Annotated in this window: 15 protein-coding genes; 10 read left to right on the top strand and 5 right to left on the bottom strand. The window is 67.3% G+C overall.

What is annotated here, in order from left to right; genetic code table 11:
* Positions 1 to 37 precede the first annotated feature (37 nt).
* From QWY80_RS10325 to QWY80_RS10345, 5 genes are all read left to right on the top strand, one after another.
* Positions 38 to 250, top strand: a complete 213-nt coding sequence (locus QWY80_RS10325; protein ID WP_290231081.1) for a DUF3820 family protein — start codon at positions 38 to 40, stop codon at positions 248 to 250.
* Between the two features lie 20 nt (positions 251 to 270).
* Positions 271 to 684, top strand: a complete 414-nt coding sequence (gene arfB / locus QWY80_RS10330; RefSeq protein WP_290231083.1) for an alternative ribosome rescue aminoacyl-tRNA hydrolase ArfB — start codon at positions 271 to 273, stop codon at positions 682 to 684.
* Positions 681 to 866, top strand: a complete 186-nt coding sequence (locus QWY80_RS10335; RefSeq protein WP_290231086.1) for a DUF1289 domain-containing protein — start codon at positions 681 to 683, stop codon at positions 864 to 866. The genes arfB and QWY80_RS10335 overlap by 4 nt, the downstream gene beginning before the upstream one ends.
* 40 nt (positions 867 to 906) lie before the next feature.
* A complete protein-coding gene (locus tag QWY80_RS10340) occupies positions 907 to 1,908 on the top strand; it encodes an ion transporter (protein WP_290231087.1) in 1,002 nt (333 codons plus the stop codon).
* Positions 1,909 to 2,022: 114 nt separating this feature from the next.
* Positions 2,023 to 2,466, top strand: a complete 444-nt coding sequence (locus QWY80_RS10345; RefSeq protein ID WP_290231089.1) for a YybH family protein — start codon at positions 2,023 to 2,025, stop codon at positions 2,464 to 2,466.
* Between the two features lie 64 nt (positions 2,467 to 2,530).
* On the opposite strand, the gene QWY80_RS10350 is transcribed toward QWY80_RS10345, so the two are convergent.
* The 4 genes from QWY80_RS10350 to QWY80_RS10365 form a co-directional block, all read right to left on the bottom strand.
* A complete protein-coding gene (locus tag QWY80_RS10350) occupies positions 2,531 to 2,983 on the bottom strand; it encodes a hypothetical protein (protein ID WP_290231091.1) in 453 nt (150 codons plus the stop codon).
* A gap of 180 nt (positions 2,984 to 3,163) precedes the next feature.
* Complete coding sequence (locus tag QWY80_RS10355) at positions 3,164 to 4,132, bottom strand: magnesium transporter CorA family protein (protein ID WP_290231093.1); 969 nt, start codon at positions 4,130 to 4,132, stop codon at positions 3,164 to 3,166.
* A gap of 28 nt (positions 4,133 to 4,160) precedes the next feature.
* A complete protein-coding gene (locus QWY80_RS10360; RefSeq protein ID WP_290231095.1) occupies positions 4,161 to 5,393 on the bottom strand; it encodes a DUF3422 domain-containing protein in 1,233 nt (410 codons plus the stop codon).
* 67 nt (positions 5,394 to 5,460) lie between these two features.
* Positions 5,461 to 6,351 (bottom strand): alpha/beta hydrolase, encoded by an 891-nt coding sequence (locus tag QWY80_RS10365; RefSeq protein ID WP_290231097.1) that lies wholly within the window; start codon positions 6,349 to 6,351, stop codon positions 5,461 to 5,463.
* 128 nt (positions 6,352 to 6,479) lie between these two features.
* Here QWY80_RS10365 and QWY80_RS10370 point away from each other — a divergent pair, with 128 nt between their 5' ends.
* Complete coding sequence (locus tag QWY80_RS10370; protein ID WP_290231099.1) at positions 6,480 to 7,499, top strand: acyltransferase family protein; 1,020 nt, start codon at positions 6,480 to 6,482, stop codon at positions 7,497 to 7,499.
* A 13-nt stretch (positions 7,500 to 7,512) separates the two neighbouring features.
* On the opposite strand, the gene QWY80_RS10375 is transcribed toward QWY80_RS10370, so the two are convergent.
* Positions 7,513 to 8,229: a DUF3581 family protein gene (locus tag QWY80_RS10375; RefSeq protein ID WP_290231100.1), complete on the bottom strand. Its 717-nt coding sequence runs from the start codon at positions 8,227 to 8,229 to the stop codon at positions 7,513 to 7,515.
* Between the two features lie 306 nt (positions 8,230 to 8,535).
* On the opposite strand from QWY80_RS10375, the gene nhaD reads away from it, so the two are divergent.
* From nhaD to QWY80_RS10395, 4 genes are all read left to right on the top strand, one after another.
* Complete coding sequence (nhaD, locus tag QWY80_RS10380) at positions 8,536 to 10,020, top strand: sodium:proton antiporter NhaD (RefSeq protein WP_290231103.1); 1,485 nt, start codon at positions 8,536 to 8,538, stop codon at positions 10,018 to 10,020.
* 300 nt (positions 10,021 to 10,320) lie between these two features.
* Positions 10,321 to 10,755 (top strand): hypothetical protein, encoded by a 435-nt coding sequence (locus QWY80_RS10385; RefSeq protein WP_435389341.1) that lies wholly within the window; start codon positions 10,321 to 10,323, stop codon positions 10,753 to 10,755.
* Entirely contained in the window at positions 10,724 to 11,944 is a 1,221-nt protein-coding gene (locus tag QWY80_RS10390; RefSeq protein WP_290231105.1) for a putative porin, read from the top strand. Before QWY80_RS10385 ends, QWY80_RS10390 begins: the two co-directional genes overlap by 32 nt.
* Before the next feature lie 27 nt (positions 11,945 to 11,971).
* Positions 11,972 to 14,806 carry a bifunctional diguanylate cyclase/phosphodiesterase gene (locus QWY80_RS10395; protein WP_290231108.1) on the top strand — a complete coding sequence of 945 codons (2,835 nt, stop codon included), beginning with the start codon at positions 11,972 to 11,974 and terminating at the stop codon, positions 14,804 to 14,806.
* The last annotated feature ends 104 nt before the right edge of the window (positions 14,807 to 14,910 follow it).

Consider the following 14,910-nt stretch of genomic DNA (forward strand, 5'->3'; position numbering starts at 1 on the left):
TGGTAAGGTCGCCCCTCGCCGTCATGGAGCCAGCATAATGAATCCCGAGGACCTGTTGAAACTGGTCAGGGTGCGGATGCCCTTCGGCAAGTACGAGGGCCGCTTGATCGCCGACCTGCCCGGCCCCTACCTGGCCTGGTTCGCCCGCGAGGGCTTCCCCGCCGGCGAGATCGGCCGGCTACTGGCCCTGATGCACGAGATCGACCACAACGGCCTGAGCGGGCTGCTCGACCCGCTGCGCCGGCCATGACACCGACCCGAGGAGCCGCGATGCTGCGCATCTCCAACACCGTCGAACTGGGTGACTGGGAGATCGAGATCGACCAGATCCGCGCCCAGGGCGCCGGTGGCCAGAACGTCAACAAGGTGGCCAGCGCCGTGCACCTGCGCTTCGACATCCCCCGCTCCAGCCTGCCGCCCTTCTACAAGGAGCGACTGCTGGCGCTCTCCGACCAGCGTATCAGCAAGGAGGGGGTGGTGGTGATCAAGGCCCAGAGCTTCCGCACCCTGGAGCAGAACCGGGCGGACGCCCTGGAGCGGCTGCGCGAGCTGATCCGCGAGGCGGTGAAGCAGCGCAAGGTGCGCCGGCCCACCAAGCCGACCCGGGCATCGCAACGCCGTCGGGTCGACGCCAAGACCCGCAAGGGCAAGACCAAGGCCTTGAGGGGCAAGGTGAAGCCGTGACCGAGACGACGACGCGCCCCGCCTCGCCCTGCATCCAGCTGTGCCGCCTCGCGCCCGACACCCAGCGCTGCCTGGGCTGCGGCCGCCGCCTGGACGAGATCGCCCGCTGGGGCGGCATGGACGAGGCCGAGCGCGAGGCGGTGTGGCGCCGGCTGGAGGCCGAGCGGATCACCAACGGCTAGGCTGGGGAGGAGCCCACCGGACCGCGCGCAAGGAGCTGCCATGGCCAACCCGCACCGGGATACGCCCAACCCGCTACTGGATCGGCTTCACCTGGCCTGGGACGTCGCCATCATCCTGCTGGTGCTGGCCAACCTGGCGCTGCTGCTGTTCGACAGCCTCTACCTGCTGCCGCCCCTGAATGCCGCCTTCGAGGCGACGGCTCCCGGCCTGCACGGCGCCTACGAGCGGCACGTCCACGCCAACTTCATTGCCATCGACCTGGTCTTCGTGGCCATCTTCCTGCTCGACGTGCTGCTGGGCTGGGCAGTGGCCATCGCCGAGCAGCGCTATCATCGCTGGTTCTTCTACCCCTTCGTGCACTGGTACGACGTGCTGGGCTGCATCCCGGTGGGCGGCTTCCGGCTGCTGCGCATCCTGCGCGTGATCTCCCTGCTGCACCGCCTGCAACGGCTGGGGGTGATCGACGTGCGAGGGTGGCGGCTCTACGCGGTCGTCGCCAAGTACTACGACATCCTGCTCGAGGAGCTGACCGACCGCATCGCCATCCGCATGCTCGACAATATCCAGCTGCAGGTCAGCGCCAGCGATGCCCTGACCTCGCAGGCGCTGGATCGCGTGGTGAGGCCGCGCAAGCAGGCGTTGATCCGCGAGATCGGCCAGCGCCTGGAGGCGATGGCCGGCACGGCCTATGCGCACCATCGCGAGGACACCCTGCGCTACGTTCGCGGCCTGGTGGGGCGGACGCTGGCGGAGACCCCGGAGATCCGCCGCCTGGCGCGCCTGCCGCTGGGCAGCCAGTTGGCCAGGGGGCTCGAGGGCTCGCTGTCCGACCTGGCTTGCCGGCTGGCCAACGAGGCCCTGGAGGGCCTGCAGTCGCCCGAGTTCTCCGCCCTGGTGGAGCAGCTGGCGGAGAGCGGCTTCGATGCCTGGCTGAGCACCGACGCCCATACCGAACGGGTCACCGAGCAGGTGCTGGTGGAATTGCTGGAGCTGCTCAAGGAGCAGATCGCCACCCAGCAGTGGCGGCACAAGTACGAGTGAGGCGCCGGATGCCGCCGGGGAGGTTGCGAGCGTCGATTCCGCCACCGCTCGAACGACGGAAAGGTGCCACACTAGCACCACTCCCCCACCATGCCGACCCGAGGAGGCAGGATCATGACCACCACGACAGCACTCGATGCCGATGCCGCGGTACTCGACTGCCTGGAGCGCTGGGCGGCCGCGGTACGCGCCAAGGACCTGGAGGGCATCACCGCCTTCTACACGCCCGAGATCGTCGCCTTCGATGCCATCGCCCAGCTGCAATTCCAGGGGCTTGCGGCCTACCGCCGCCACTGGGAGACCTGCCTGGGGTTCTGCCAGGGGCCGATGGAGTTCCGGCTCCACGAGGTCACCCTCCACGCCGAGGCCCATGTCGCCTTCTGCCATGCCCTGATCGAGTGCGGCGGGGCCAACGAGCAGGGCGAGATGGAGTCCGGCTGGATGCGCATGACCGCCGGCCTGCGGCGCATCGAGGGCGAGTGGCACATCGTCCACGAGCACCACTCCGCGCCCTTCGACATGGAGAGCGGCAAGGCCCTGCTCGATCTCGCGCCCTGAGTCCCGTGGGCGGCCCGGGAGTTCCACGGGCCGCCTTGCCCGCCAAGGCATTACGCCTTGGCCGTCACTCCATGAAGGTGCTGCACGCCTCCGTCATGCGCCCGGGATCGTGGTCCTCCACATGGGTGACGGCCTCATCGGCCTCATCGGCCTCGTCGAGCGTCACGCGCCACTGGTGATCGTGCTCCATGGGATCGCAGGCGCCTTCGCTGCCGCCGCCGAAGTTGGAGTCGATCCAGTAGTGCACCTCGTAGCCGCGCCCCTCCTGCAAGGCACCGGGGAAGTCGAGGACGAAGGCCGGATCGTCCTCGGCGGAGACGCTGCCGTCCTGACGGGCCAGGACCTCGCCACTGTCGGCGTCCACCAGGGCCGCCTCGATGGCCTGTCCGCCGTGGGGCCCCTGGAAGCTGGCATCGCCCTGGAAGCTCAAGTCGTGGCCATCGTCGGCCAGGGCGGCGCAGGGTAGTAACAGCAGCGGCAGATAGCGCCAGCCGCCGGCAAGCCGTGGAGTCTTCATGGGTCGCCTCCCGAAAATCCGTTGGGTTGTCCGAACGGGCCGTGCCCGGCCCGTGCTTCCAGCATAGTGCGGCAATGCCCGGCGTGCTGGCGCGGGTGGGGCCGCGGTTCTGCCCGGTGGGCCTCAGGCGGTCGGCCTGCCGGCGCGCCGCCCGGCGTCGGCGTCACGGCCGACAGCCCCCTATAGCCAGCGAACGCGCCGGAAGACCCAGAGCAGCCCGACGCCGATGGCCAGCATCACGCCCAGCAGCACGAAGTAGCCCCAGCGATAGCCGAGCTCGGGCATGTGCTCGAAGTTCATGCCGTAGATGCCGGCCAGGAAGGTCAGCGGCACGAAGATGGCGGTGATCACCGTGAGGATGCGCATGGTGCGGTTGAGGCGGTGGGACGACAGCGAGATGTAGCCGTCCACCAGGTCGCCGCAGATCTCGTAGTACATCTGGGTCAGGCTGCGCAGCCGCTCGAAGCGCTCGTGGACGTCGTTGATGGCGTGCAGGGTCTCGTCGACGTCGCGAGGCAGATGGGTGTAGTCGTATGCGGTGAGCTCCTGGGTGATGCCGACATGGTAGTTGAACACCCGCCGCATCTTGACCAGCCGGGAGCGGTAGCCGATGAGCTGGCGCATCAGGTCGTCGCTGCCGCCATCCAGCAGGGCGTCCTCCAGGTCGCTGAGCTGGTTCTCGAACTCCAGCAGGCTGTCGAGGTAGAAGCCCGCCGAGAAGTACATCGCCTTCAGCGCCACCTGCTCCGGCGAGCGCCGCAGCAGCCGCTCGCCCTCGCCGTCCAGCAGCCGGTCGAGACTCAGGGCGGTGCCCGGGTGCAGGCTGATCAGGTAGCGCTCGCCGATAAAGAAGGCTACCTGCTGGGGCACGAAGTTGAGCTCGGCGTCGAAGGAGGCGATACCGCGGTAGAGGATCAGGGTATGGGTCTCGAACTCCTCGATCTTGGGGGGATGGCGCTCGCGGTGGGCGTCCTCGATGGCCATGGGATGGCAGGCGAAGGCCTCCAGCAGCGCGCGCTCGCGGGCCACGGACTCGCCCTGCAGGTCGATCCAGATATGGCTCTCCGGCGCCGCCTGCCAGGCGGCGATGAGCTCCTCGCCGCCGCCGTGGTACTGGCCCTGCCCGTCCACCAGTCGCGTGCGTATCATCCGCGTCTCCTCGTGTCGTCGGGGGGCGTTAGTGCTGCTTCACCCGCCAGATGCGCCAGGCCAGCACGCCGATGATGGCCAGGCCCAGCGGGCCGAGCACGGCCGCCGCCATCACCGGCGCGATGGGGAAGCCCAGGGCGTCGAGGCTCTCCAGGCCCAGCTTGAACAGGCTGAAGATATAGTAGCTGATGACGATGATCGACAGCCCCTCCACCGCCTTCTGGATCTTCAGCTGGCTGCTGGTGCGCTCGTTGAGGCTCCTGAGCATCTCGGCGTTCTGCTCCTCGATCTCCACCTGGGCCCGGGTCCGCAGCAGGTCGTTGAGGCGGGCCACGCTCTCGGCCAGGCTCTCCTGGCGTCGGTCGATCGCCGCGCAGTAGCGCACCGTGGGCCGGAAACGCCGCAGGATGAACACGCCCAGCCGCTGGCAGTCGCCTACGCGGCTCTCGCGCAACTCCTCGATGCGCGAGAAGACGATCCGCGCATAGGCCTCGGTGGCGCTGAAGCGCTGGCGGGAGCGGGCACCGCTGTGCTCGAGCCGGGCCGAGAGCGCGGAGATGGCCGCCAGCAGGGGGCGGGAGTTCTCCTCCTGCTGCTCGGTGTTGCGATCCGAGAGCTCACCCAGCTCGCGCTCGTACGCCTGCAGCTCGCGCCCCAGCTCCTGGGCCAGCGGCAGCGACAGCGAGGCCATCATGCGGTAGGTCTCGATCTCCAGCAGCCGCCGGGTCATGCGGCCGAGGCGGAAGTCGTTGAGCTCGCGGTTGACCACCAGCAGGCGGTTGACGCCCTCCGGCGTGAGGCGGAAGTCGCCCCAGACGGTGGCGTCGCCGCCGCCCACCCGGGAACCGGCCGGATCACGAAACCCGTAGGCCTCGGCCTCCCCCGCCCAGTGGTCCGCCGACTCGACCAGGACCAGGGTGGCACTGATCAATCGTTCCCGATGGGGCTCGACGATCGCGGTCAGCAGTTCGGGCGGCGCCGGCCAGAGGGCGTCGCCGTTGCGCCTCGGCACCAGCAGGGTCAGGGTGAAGAACTCGGTGTGACGCTCCCATTTCAGGGTGAGCCCATCGAGGGTGAGGATCTCCTGGGTCGCCTCCCCATCGGGGGCGATGCCGGTCACTTCGCCCAGCCGGGCGAGGAGCGCCTCGCTGCCTCCGTCACCGTTGAGGAAGGCGTAGTGGTGGAGGTGGGCCGGCTCGGCGAAGTAGATCGAGGGCCGGGCGTGCAGTTCGTTGTGCAGTCGCTCGCGCTGTGGGTGCATGGCGGGGTCCGGAAGGGAGTGGGGCCCCCAGACTAAGGTCGCAGGCCGCCATCACCAAGCGCGGCCTTCAACGCGGATTCGGCGGCGCCTTCACGCGGGAGCCGCGCGGCGGCTGCAGGTACTCGAACATGAAGTCCAGCGCCCGGGGCAGGCTGGCCCGCCACACCCCCCAGGTATGGCCGCCGCCCAGCACGTCCAGGGGCACCTGCCCCGGCTGCTTGGCCTCCAGCGCCGCCTGCAGGCGGCGCGCATGCGCCACGGCATCGAAGGCATCGCGCCTGCCGGCGCTGAGGTAGAGCGGCACCACGAAGTCCTGGGCCAGGTAGCCATCCAGATGGGTCGGGTAGTTGAGCCGCTGCCAGAGGGCGGCGTCGAAGCGATTCTCGGGCGTCTGGAAGGCCGGATGCTCGCGGGCCGTGGAGTCGGCCGGCGGCAGCGGATGGTAGCTGGCGGGGCTCAGGGCGGCGGCGGCGGCGAATAGCTCCGGGCGCTCGAGGATGAAGTTGACGGTGCCGAAACCGCCGGCCGAGAGCCCGGCCACGCCTCGCCACTCGCGCTCGGGCACCACCCGCCACACCGCCTCCACGTGAGGCAGGAGGTCCTCGAAGAAGGCGGTACGCGCCGGCTCGTTGTGGCCGTCCACCCACCAGCTCTGGCTGCCGGGCATGACGATCACCGCCGGCGGCATGCGTCCACGGCGGATCTGGCGGTCGACCACCGCCTCGAGCGCCCCGCGGGTGGTCCAGTCGCGTGCGCTGCCGAAGGAGCCGTGCAGCAGGTAGATCACCGGATAGTCCAGCCCCGATTCATGGTAGCCGTCGGGCAGGTAGAGGGTGTAGGGGTAGTCGCGTCCCAGGGTCTCGGAGTGGAAGCGGTGATGGCTGACCTGGCCGGCCAGGCTCGGGGCCGCCAGCAGCAGGCCGATGAGCAGGAATGCGCCGCGTGCGGCCAGGGTCATGGACGGCCCTCCGTGTGCCCGGGTGCTAAGGCGATCTCCCCGGCAGGGAATTCATCGTGGCTGTCGTGGTCCGACAACGGGTATCGCGAGAACGTTCAGTCAGTTACGAGGGGGAGGAGCGGTCCGGCATGCGGCGCATCGAGGAAATCTACTGGTTACGGGGTTATGGCTGCCTGGCCGTCTTCGCCTTCCACCTGCTCGACCACCTCAACCAGCGCCTGTCGAACCTCGGCACCGACCTGATCCGCATTCCCACCGTGCTCGGCACGCCGATCTTCATCTTCATCTCGATCTTCCTGTTCTCGGCGCGCTACGGACGCGACATCCCCGAGGGCTTCCTGGCCAGCCGCCTCAAGTACGTGATGGTGCCCTACCTGGTCTACGGCCTGGCCTATGCCACCGCCGAGTACCTCAAGCTCGAGCGCCGCGGGGAGGGAGCGGGCTTGGCCGAGGTCGCCGTCGAGTACCTCCTCTTCGCCGGCTGGCACGGCTACTTCCTGATCATCGCCGCCCAGTTCTATGCCTTCTACTGGGCCTATGGGCGCTTCGACCTGAAGCGCTGGCTGCCACCGGCCCCCTGGCTGGTCATCGGCGGCCTGGTGAGCATGAGTTACTGGGGCTTCTGGCAGTGGCAGAGGGCGGAGCCACCGGGCTACCTGCACTGGATCGCCCCGCTAGGCTGGCTCTACCTGTTCTTCCTGGCACTGGTGACGGTGGAGCACTTCCGCAAGACCCAGGCGGCTCGCCCCACCTGGCTGGTGGAACTGGCGCGGCCCCGCTGGCTGCTGGCGATGCTGGTGCTGGTGCTGGGGCTGTCGCTGCCCGGCTGGCTGGCGTACTCGTCCAAGGAGGTCTGGGTGGTGCCGCTGTTCGTGCTCTTTACCCTATGGGTGATGAACCACCTGCGCGACCGGCCGGCGCCACCGATCATCAAGCGCCTCAACGAGTTCTCCTTCGGCATCTACCTGGCCCACCCGATGTTCTTCAACCTGGTCGACCGGCTCGACCCCGACGAGAGGCTGCCGCTGTGGGGCTATGCGGCCCTGCTGGCGGCAGTCGGCATGGCCGGTTCCATCGCCCTGAACCTGGTCGCCAACCGCTGGTCGCTGGGCGGCCTGCTGCTCGGCAAGCGGCTGCGCATCACCTGACGCCAGCCTCGCCTCAGCCGTACTCGGCCTCGTAGGCGGCCTTGAGGCGATAGAACTCGGCGACGATCTCGTCCATGGCGTCGGCGTCGTAGTCTTGCAGGCCGCTGACGACCAGCTTCTTGGAGCCGGTGCCCACCGACTCGCCGGCGGACTGGATGCGGAACTCCAGCAGGGTGTCGCCGCGCTTGCCGTTGACCTCCAGGGAGGCGTCGAGCAACTCGAGCGCCGGCGACAGGCCATCCAGGCGTTCCAGCGAGAACCCCATGCTGTCGTAGATCACCAGCGGGCGCCGGGGATTGAACATCACCCCCTTCTCCTCCATCAGGGGCTTGAGGTAGTAAGGGAAGTTCTTGCCGGAGAAGGAGACGTAGCAGCGCGTGAAGGCCTCGATCACCCCCTCGTCCCGGGTTTCGTCGCCGCTGCGCGACACCTCCAGGTAGCACTTGCCGGCCTCGTCGAGGACCCGGATGCCACCATCCTGCTGCTCGAGGAAGCGGAGCGGTGTACCCTCGCCCACCATGTTGAGGAAGCGGAAATCCATCCGCTGGGAGAGCCCGAAGCGTCCCAGCACCAGGGCGAACAGCAGATCGCCCGGCACGCAGAAGCGGCGCGCCCCCGGGTTGTGGATGGGGTTGTAGTCGCCGGCGACTCCCTTGGCGAATCGGCTGGCCTGCTCCGCGGTGATGGTGATGCGGTCTCCTGCCAGCGTATGGAATTCATCGAGAAACATGCGTGCCTAGCCTGCGTCGTTGGCGATCCGGATTGCTGTGCCCGGCGACTGCCGGAGGGCAGATGATGCCACAAAATCGCCTTCGACGTAGCCCGATAGCGACGCCCTCCCCGATCACGCAGCCCATCCCCGACCCCCGTGCCCGGCATCGGAGGATGCCTGTACCGGGGATTCTCCAGGGCCTGCAAAGTTGCCTTCTACCCCCAAGGGATAAGGGCCGGCCGCATGTTGCGGTGCATTACGGCATGCTAGAATACGCGCGCTTTTTCACCCTACCCATGAACCCACTTTCCGGATCGATTCGCCATGCCGACAATCGAAAGCCCTTCACCACGGCCCCGGCACGCCGCCTGGCGGCCGGGAGCCCTCGTGCTCGCCCTCCTGGCCCTGCTGTTCAGCCCCGCCGCCCTCGCGGTGACCGGTGAACTGGACCTGACGGGCTCGCTGCCCGGCATCGTCGCCGTGAGTATCTTCGTCCTCGCCTATGCGCTCGTCATGGGCGAGGAGAAGCTGCACATGCGCAAGTCCAAGCCGGTACTGGTCGCCGCGGGGATCATCTGGGCGCTGATCGGCTGGGTCTATGTCCAGGCGGGCATGCCCGATGAGGCCGAGCACGCCTTCCGCGAGACCCTGCTCGAGTTCACCGAGCTGATGCTCTTCCTGCTGGTGGCGATGACCTACATCAACGCCCTGGACGAACGTCGCGTCTTCGACACCCTGCGCGCCTGGATGGTGCGCAAGGGCTTCAGCTACCGCCAGTTGTTCTGGATCACCGGGGTGCTGGCCTTCGTCATCTCGCCCATCGCCGACAACCTGACCACCGCCCTGCTGATGTGTGCCGTGGTCACCAAGGTGGCCGAGGGTGACAAGCGCTTCATCAATCTCTCCTGTGTCAACATCGTGGTGGCGGCCAACGCCGGCGGCGCCTTCAGCCCCTTCGGCGACATCACCACCCTGATGGTCTGGCAGGCCGGGCTGATCCACTTCCAGGAGTTCTTCGTCCTGTTGGTCCCCTCGCTGGTCAACTTCCTGATCCCGGCAGTGGTGATGAGCGTCTTCATCAACAACCGCAAGCCCGACAGCGTCGAGGAGGACGTCTGGCTCAAGCGCGGCGCGCGACGCATCATCGCGCTCTTCCTGCTCACCGTGGCCACCGCCGTGGCCTGCCATACCCTGCTGCACCTGCCACCGGTGCTGGGCATGATGACCGGCCTGGGCTACCTGCAGTTCTTCGGCTACTACCTGCGCCGCAGCCTACCGCGTTCACTGGAGCGCAAGCGTACCCGCTACGCCCGTCGCGGCGACGACAAGAAGCTGGCCCAGCTGGGCAGCGTGGTGCCCTTCGACGTCTTCAACCGTGTGGCGCGCGCCGAGTGGGACACCCTGCTGTTCTTCTACGGTGTGGTGATGTGCGTGGGCGGCCTGGGCTACATGGGCTACCTGGCGATGCTCTCGGAGGCGCTCTACACCGGCTGGGATGCCACCTGGGCCAACATCGCCCTGGGCGTGATCTCGGCGGTGGTCGACAACATCCCGGTGATGTTCGCGGTGCTGACCATGGAGCCGGACATGTCCCACGGCCACTGGCTGCTGATCACCCTCACCGCCGGGGTAGGCGGCAGCCTGCTGTCCATCGGTTCCGCCGCCGGGGTGGCGCTGATGGGCCAGGCGCGCGGCAATTACACCTTCATGGGCCACCTGCGCTGGGCGCCAGTGATCGCCCTGGGCTATGTCACTAGCATCGCCGCCCACCTGTGGATCAATGCCGAGACCTTTACCGTCTTCGGCTGAGTTCCGCCCTCTCGGCCCGGCGGTTTGCCGCCGCCGGGCCCCTGCGTTGATGCAAACTGCTTTACATTGGTTTCCCTTGATGTAGCGTTAGGGGAAGGATGGCCATATTGGCACAGTCGCTCGGGACGCCTGTTAGAGACCAGGCGAGCCAGCGGCAGCGATGCAGGCTCGGCCCCGACGCATCACCCGCCCTGCCTGCCACAGGACAGCCTGGCATCACCAGAAGGGAAGCCGAATGTCGATCCATCGCCACATCGCAGCGCTGCCCAGCCATGCCCTCCAACCCCGCGAGGTCGCTCAGTGGCGTGGTTGAAAGCGGCCCTGCGGGTGAGCCTGCTGGCACTGGCCACGGCTACCCATGCCGTGGCCGATGAACAGAGCGTGCTGCTGGTGGCCCACCCGGACGTGAGCACCCCCCGTCTGACGCGGGACACCACCCGTGCCATCTTCGCCATGCGCCAGCGCACCTGGCCGGACGGCCAGGCGGCTCGGGTCTTCGTGCTGCCCAATGACCACCCGCTGCACGCCCGCTTCGTCAAGGAAAGCCTGGCCGTCTATCCCCACCAGCTGCAGCTGGCCTGGGATCGCATGGTCTTCTCGGGGACCGGACAGGCCCCCACCCGAGTCGCCACCCAGGCCGAGATGCGCGAGCAAATCGCCACTACCCCCGGCGCCCTGGGCTATCTGGATAGGGAGTACCTGGATGATCGTGTCCAAGTCATTGCGATGGACTGAACGCCGACTCGGGCTCGTGCTCTCGGGGCTGCTGCTCCACGGCCTCGCCGCACCGGCCCTGGCCGACGAGGGCATGCTGGATACCTTCCAGGTGCACGGTTTCCTGAGCCAGGCGCTGGTCATCACCGATGACAACGACTTCTTCGGTCCCAGCAGCGATAGCGACGGCAGCCTGAAATACACCGAGATCGGCGCCAACGCCTCGATCCGCCCCCACGAGAATGTCCTGCTCGCCGCCCAGGTATTGAGCCGGCGCGCCGGTGGGGATGGCAGCGATGCACGACCCGTTCTCGATCATGGGGTCATCGATTACCAGATGATTGCCAATCAGCATCGGACCCTGGGCATTCAGGTAGGGCGCTTCAAGAACCCGTTCGGCTTCTATAACCAGACGCGAGACGTGGCCTTCACCCGTCCCAGCATCCTGCTTCCCCAATCGATATATTTCGACAGGACCCGCTCGCTGGGGCTTGCGGCGGATGGCCTGTCCCTCTACCACGAGCAACACTTGCCTGATGGCAACCTGAACCTTCAGCTCGGTGCCGGCATGATCCAGGCTGGTGACGACCTGAGACGCACGATGCGTCTGGACAACACGCCCGGCTCCCTGGAGCCTCGTCTCTCGGCCATCGGGCAGATTCGCTACGAGCATGACGGTGGTCGCGTGATCGCCGCCCTGAGTGCCGCCCATGCTCGAGCGCGCTTCGAGCCCGAGGCTCCCGGGGAGAGTGACGGCAACTTCAGCTTTCAACCCTGGGTGCTTTCTCTCCAGTACAACGAGGAACTATGGAGTCTGACGGCGGAATATGCCCTGCGAACCTCAACGCTGGACGGATTCTCTAACCCTTTCCTCAACGTCGATGTGACCGGCGAGAGCTGGTACCTGCAATACACCCGCCGGTTTCATGACGACTGGCAATGGCTGGTGAGGTACGACAGCCTGACCAGCAATCGGGATGACCGCTCCGGCCGTAGCTTCGAAGCCAGCGGCGCCGGGCCGGCCCACAGCCAGTATGCCGACGACATCACTCTGGGCCTGCAGTGGAACGTCAACCCCAGGATGATGCTCGCCGCCGAGTACCACCACGTCGACGGCACCGGCTGGCTGCCCATTCAGGACAACCCCGATCCCTCGGAAACCGAGCGGCGCTGGAACATGCTGCTCTTCCAGCTTTCCCTGCGTTTCTGATCCTCAATCGCCGGTCGGGATGCCTCGATGCAAGACCAGCCTAGCCATGACACCAGATCGCGCCTGAGCCTGACATGGCGGGTCATCGCCCTCAGCAGCCTGCTGCTGCTGGGCCTGGTCTTGGTCTTCTCCTGGATCGGCCATACCAACCTGTCGCGCCAGTTCGAGGCCAGTCGCGAGGAGAGCACCCAGCGCCAGATACGCGAGATCCGACTGGCACTGCAGCGCTCGGAGGATGGCCTGAGACAGCTCGCCTCCCTGGTGGCCTCGGCGCAAGGACTGGGCCCGGCCCTGGAGCAAGGGCGCCATGACCGGATACTGGCGGCCCTGGACACCCAGTGGCCCACCCTGCAGCTCGAGGGAGGGGTCGACGAGATCCTGACCTTCGATGCCCAGGGGGAGCGGCAGGCCGTATGGGGTGAACCACAGCCGGAAACCGGCCGCCCGGTGCAACGGTGGGTGCAGGTGGTCCTGGCCAACGAGACGCCGCTCACCACCCTGCGCTGCTCCACGGACTGCCGCCAGTACGCGGCGGTTCCGGTACTCGTCGATGGCAGCAGCGCAGGCATCGTCATCCTCTCGCGCTCCCTCGCCGACGTCACGCGCCAGGCCCAGCAAGTCTCCGACGGGGATGTCGCCCTGCTGGTCACCGGCCCCTTCGGGGCCGACGAATTTCCCGATGAGCGGTTACTCCGGGCATGGCGGGGGCATCTCGTCGCCCTGACGAGCCAGGCGCAGAACCTGCCCGTGCTCCGGCAGGCCTCCGCCCAGGCCGATCTCGCCGAGCTGGTCGACTCCCCGTTCCGGTTGCGCCACCAGGCCAGGGACATCGAGCTCAGTGCGATGCGCATGGACGAGGATGGCGACAGGCGCAGCGTCGGCTACTTCCTGCTCTCGACCGACATCACGGCCCAGATCGACGCCATCCGCCAGGACACTCGCATCCTCGTCGGGATCGGCCTGGGCGGCTGGCTGGCGGCGGAACTGCTGCTGCTCGCCATCCTGCTCAGTCCCATGGCCAGGCTGAGGCGTATCTCCGCCATCCTGCCCAGGCTCGCCAGGGGCGGCTTCGACGAGGTCCGGACGGCCATCCCCCAGCCCAGCGGCAGGCTGGCCGACGAGATCGACATCCTGGAAGGCTCGACGCTGAGACTGGCGGGCCAGCTGGAGACCCTGGAGCAGGAGGTCACGTCCCGCGGCGAGCAACTGGCCGAACGCGTCGAGGAACTGGCCCGTGAGCGCGACTTCATCGGCAGCTTGCTGGACACCGCACGGGTCTTCATCATCACCCAGGACGCCGACGGCCGGATCACCCTGGTCAACGACTATGCGCTCTCGGTCATGGCGGTCCGGGAGGAGCTGCTGCTCAAGCGGCTCTTCGAGGATGTCTTCGGCCCCGACAGCCCCGTCATGTCGCCGGTGGCCAACCCCGCCCAACAGGAGGAGCGGCTGCTAGTCACCGCCGATGGACGCCAGCGCACCATCGCCTGGTACCATGCCCCGCTGCCCGCGGGGGGCAACGAACGCCCGGGCAGGATCTCCGTCGGCCTGGACATCACCGAGCGCAAGGCGGCAGAGGCCCGACTGACCTGGCTGGCCGAGCGCGATCCCCTGACCGGGCTGTTCAATCGCCGCTACCTCCAGGAGGCGCTGAAGGAAGCCTTGCAGCGCGGCACCTCGGGAGCCCTGCTGCTGTTGGACCTGGACCAGTTCAAGGACGTCAACGAATTGAGCGGCCACCAGGCCGGCGACCAGCTGCTGCGCACGGTGGCCGGCGTGCTGTTCGAGGAGCTGGGCCATCGCGGCACCATCGCCCGCCTGGGGGGCGACGAGTTCGCCCTGCTGTTGCGTGGATCCGATGATACCCTGGCGATTCGCATCGCCCAGCAGGTCAACCAGATCCTCGCGACCGTGACCCTGGACGTCGGCGAACGCCGCCATCGCATCGGTGCCAGCATCGGCATCGCCCTCTTCCCGGCCCACGGCGACGACCCTACCGACCTGATGGCCAGCGCCGACATGGCCATGTACCAGGCCAAGGCCTCGGGCAGCCAGCGCTGGTACCTGCTCTCCACGCTGGACAACGCCCGCGACGAGCTGCAGGAGCGCGTCTACTGGGAGGAGCGTCTGCATCGGGCCCTGGAGGAAGATGGCTTCGAGCTGATGGTGCAACCCATCGTGCGCCTGGAGGATCGCGACGTCCGCCACTACGAGGTCCTGATCCGCATGCGCGATGAGGATGGCGCCCTGGTAGCTCCGGGCGCCTTCATTCCGGTCGCCGAGCGCAGCGGCCAGATCATCCAGCTCGACCGCTGGGTGATCCGGCATACCCTCGAGGTGCTGGCGAAGCTGAGTGGACGCGGCGTGAGTCTCGCCATCAACCTGTCGGGACAGTCGTTGCACGATGCGCAGCTCAAGCAGTACCTGGCCGACGAGATCGCCGCCAGCGGCGCCAATCCCGAGTACCTGATCCTCGAGGTCACCGAGACCGCTGCCGTCACCGACTTCTCGACCGCCCGAGGGGTATTGCAGGCGCTCCGCGACCTGGGTTGCCGCACCGCGCTCGACGACTTCGGCGTGGGGTTCAGCAGCTTCCACTACCTTGGACAACTGCCGGTGGACTACATCAAGATCGACGGCAGTTTCATTCGCAACCTGCCGGTCAACGCGGATAGCCGGGTGATCGTCAAGGCCATCGCCGATATCGCGACCGGTTTCGGCAAGCAGGCCATCGCCGAATTCGTCGACCAAGACCCCCTGATCGATATCCTGCTCTCTTATGGGATCCAATACGGTCAGGGCTTCCACCTTGGTCTCCCTGCCTCCCTCCGCGAGGTCTTCTCATTGGATGAGAGTCCCTAGCCGTGATCTTGTGTCGAAGTCCGGCAGTGGCGAGTCGCTTATTTCAGGAAAATGGGCCATGACAAACAGCAGGAATAGCCTCTCTAGGGCGGGTATTACCCATG

The organism is Halomonas ramblicola, from assembly GCF_030409215.1.
In the GTDB taxonomy this organism is placed as follows: Bacteria; Pseudomonadota; Gammaproteobacteria; order Pseudomonadales; family Halomonadaceae; genus Halomonas; species Halomonas ramblicola.

Coding starts and splice junctions, on each gene's coding strand:
- QWY80_RS10325 (WP_290231081.1), top strand. CDS start 38: ATGAATCCCGAGGACCTGTTGAAACTGGTCAGGGTGCGGATGCCCTTC.
- arfB (WP_290231083.1), top strand. CDS start 271: ATGCTGCGCATCTCCAACACCGTCGAACTGGGTGACTGGGAGATCGAG.
- QWY80_RS10340 (WP_290231087.1), top strand. CDS start 907: ATGGCCAACCCGCACCGGGATACGCCCAACCCGCTACTGGATCGGCTT.
- QWY80_RS10345 (WP_290231089.1), top strand. CDS start 2,023: ATGACCACCACGACAGCACTCGATGCCGATGCCGCGGTACTCGACTGC.
- QWY80_RS10350 (WP_290231091.1), bottom strand. CDS start 2,983: ATGAAGACTCCACGGCTTGCCGGCGGCTGGCGCTATCTGCCGCTGCTG.
- QWY80_RS10355 (WP_290231093.1), bottom strand. CDS start 4,132: ATGATACGCACGCGACTGGTGGACGGGCAGGGCCAGTACCACGGCGGC.
- QWY80_RS10360 (WP_290231095.1), bottom strand. CDS start 5,393: ATGCACCCACAGCGCGAGCGACTGCACAACGAACTGCACGCCCGGCCC.
- QWY80_RS10365 (WP_290231097.1), bottom strand. CDS start 6,351: ATGACCCTGGCCGCACGCGGCGCATTCCTGCTCATCGGCCTGCTGCTG.
- QWY80_RS10370 (WP_290231099.1), top strand. CDS start 6,480: ATGCGGCGCATCGAGGAAATCTACTGGTTACGGGGTTATGGCTGCCTG.
- QWY80_RS10375 (WP_290231100.1), bottom strand. CDS start 8,229: ATGTTTCTCGATGAATTCCATACGCTGGCAGGAGACCGCATCACCATC.
- nhaD (WP_290231103.1), top strand. CDS start 8,536: ATGCCGACAATCGAAAGCCCTTCACCACGGCCCCGGCACGCCGCCTGG.
- QWY80_RS10390 (WP_290231105.1), top strand. CDS start 10,724: ATGATCGTGTCCAAGTCATTGCGATGGACTGAACGCCGACTCGGGCTC.
- QWY80_RS10395 (WP_290231108.1), top strand. CDS start 11,972: ATGCAAGACCAGCCTAGCCATGACACCAGATCGCGCCTGAGCCTGACA.